The sequence below is a fragment of the Pulveribacter sp. genome (assembly GCF_032079985.1).
Lineage (GTDB): Bacteria > Pseudomonadota > Gammaproteobacteria > Burkholderiales > Burkholderiaceae_C > Melaminivora.
Window position 1 is genome coordinate 1 of sequence record NZ_DAMATK010000017.1, and the last position, 1832, is coordinate 1832.

Below are 1832 nucleotides of genomic sequence, written 5' to 3' on the forward strand. Positions count from 1 at the left end.
TCCGTCTGGGGGAATTCTCTACTTCCGGGTGGTTCAGGTTTTCAAGGGGACTTCACACCAAAGCCACAGAGGGGTACGAAGCCAACTCCTCTTCAAGGATTGGAAGCCACTCGAACAACGCATGGCTTGGGGCCTCGAATGGACTCATGTATATGCCTTTGCGGGGATGCCACAGCACCTTCTCATGGTGGACCACGCCATCAAGGTCCAAATAGAGAATCACGTCCGCGCTACGGGGCACGGACGCCGGCACATAAGGAACGGAGCACTCGGCTGGCATTTGCGTCCACGTAGTTGGGTGAAATGCCTGTGCCTAGGAGTACGCGCCAGTCTGGGCGCGCAACAGCAGGCTGTGCACCTGCTCCAGGCCTCCTGGCTCCTGCAGAACATCCAGGGGCCGCTGTCCACCCAATGCCGGGACTGCCCTTGCGAGCCAGTCGTCCAGCCACGCCCGCGCATCAAAACCTTGCGGCCTTCCAGACTCCTCGACCATGCGCTGCACGAGCAAAGCAAGGGCTGTAATGTCGTTCTCTAAAGCCATACTGTCCTTCGTATCCAACAGCCATTCAGCAATACCGCGCCCTCGGGGGCCGCTTGCGAAGAGTTCACGCTGGGAGCTTGCCTGTACAGCAAGCGTATTGCCACCGAGCCAGTCACTGGCCCAGACCGCTGTGCGCATGTTCCATCCTGCAGTAGTCCCACGGTGACCACTTACAGCAGTTGGCGCAAGCGCACAGCCAACTGCTCACCTGCGGCTTTGGTGAGTCCCGCCTTGCCATCCACCAGAAGCAGCGACTTGCAAAAAGGCCTGAAGAGCCAGGAACGATCATCCACAGCCAGCCAGGGCCGGTGGGCAGCCTGATGGGCCCACAGCCAAGCACGGCATTCCGCCTCGCGTTCATACACTACCAACGTGTCGGGCACGTCGATCAGCTCAATGAACCTGGGGGTGGTTCCCACAATCCTCGCGGCCACATCGGGAGAGAACCGCTGTCGAAGGTGCTCCAGGGAGTATTGCAGCCGCCAAGTGCTCGCGATCACCAAATCGCATTCAGGCACTTGTCGTACCGCCTCTTCCAGCACTGACAAGCAACAAAAGTGCTTCGACTCATGGCAATGCTCTGGATGCAGAACGCCGTCGAAGTCGAGGAAGAGGATGGGCATGGCAGGGAGGACGTGGATGGGTTGGGAAGCGAATTTGCAGCGATTTTGTGGCGCAATGAGACTACTTGGTCGTGGTCTTAAAAGTCTCGTTGGGCGGAAATCGGGGCAATGCCTTCCCGCAAGAACGCCCGTCCCCAAGCCGACTTTGGTCGTGCGCTGCAGCAGCTGCGCACGGCACGGGGCGTTACCCAGGAAGACCTGCTGTTTGCGACCAGCAGACGCCACATCAGCCGGGTCGAACAAGGCCACCAGGTGCCTGGCATCCGCACCATCGAAAGTCTGGCGGAGAACCTGCAGATCCATCCCCTGACGTTGATCACCGCTGCGTACTGCCAAACGCTGGATCCGGCTTCCATCCGCGAACTTCTCAAGCTTATCCAAGCCGACTTCCGCGCCTTGGGTTCCAGTCAGGCAGGACACGCGGGTGAATCGCCCCGGGATTCGCGGAGGCTATTTGGTTTAAGTCAGGCCACCATCGCGGTGGACTGACTGGCGAGTTGCCGGTAGTAGTTTGCCTCGGCTTCTGCCGGTGGGATGTACCCGATGGGTTCGAGCAAGCGATGGTGGTTAAACCAGGACACCCATTCGAGTGTCGCGAACTCCACAGCCTCCTTTGAATCGCCCCGGGTTTTCTAGACACCTCTGAGCCTCAAACCTGAGGCCCAATA

At 59.3% G+C, this 1832-nt stretch carries 3 protein-coding genes and 1 pseudogene; 1 reads left to right on the forward strand and 3 read right to left on the reverse strand.

Features of this window, described 5'->3' with window-relative positions; translation table 11 throughout:
- Nucleotides 1-313: 313 nt before the first annotated feature.
- Entirely contained in the window at nt 314-679 is a 366-nt protein-coding gene (locus tag RT282_RS17225) for an MbcA/ParS/Xre antitoxin family protein (protein ID WP_312304553.1), read from the reverse strand.
- Nucleotides 680-711: 32 nt separating this feature from the next.
- Nucleotides 712-1164 carry an HAD domain-containing protein gene (locus RT282_RS17230; RefSeq protein WP_312304557.1) on the reverse strand — a complete coding sequence of 151 codons (453 nt, stop codon included), beginning with the start codon at nt 1162-1164 and terminating at the stop codon, nt 712-714.
- A gap of 108 nt (nt 1165-1272) precedes the next feature.
- On the opposite strand from RT282_RS17230, the gene RT282_RS17235 reads away from it, so the two are divergent.
- Entirely contained in the window at nt 1273-1653 is a 381-nt protein-coding gene (locus RT282_RS17235; RefSeq protein WP_312304559.1) for a helix-turn-helix transcriptional regulator, read from the forward strand.
- Here the strand turns inward: RT282_RS17235 and RT282_RS17240 are convergent.
- Nucleotides 1629-1781 (reverse strand): annotated as a pseudogene (locus RT282_RS17240) (IS3 family transposase); the annotation flags it as partial. The gene RT282_RS17235 and the pseudogene RT282_RS17240 sit on opposite strands and share 25 nt — an antisense overlap.
- Nucleotides 1782-1832 lie beyond the last annotated feature (51 nt).

Coding starts and splice junctions, on each gene's coding strand:
- RT282_RS17225 (WP_312304553.1), bottom strand. CDS start 679: ATGCGCACAGCGGTCTGGGCCAGTGACTGGCTCGGTGGCAATACGCTT.
- RT282_RS17235 (WP_312304559.1), top strand. CDS start 1,273: ATGCCTTCCCGCAAGAACGCCCGTCCCCAAGCCGACTTTGGTCGTGCG.
- RT282_RS17230 (WP_312304557.1), bottom strand. CDS start 1,164: ATGCCCATCCTCTTCCTCGACTTCGACGGCGTTCTGCATCCAGAGCAT.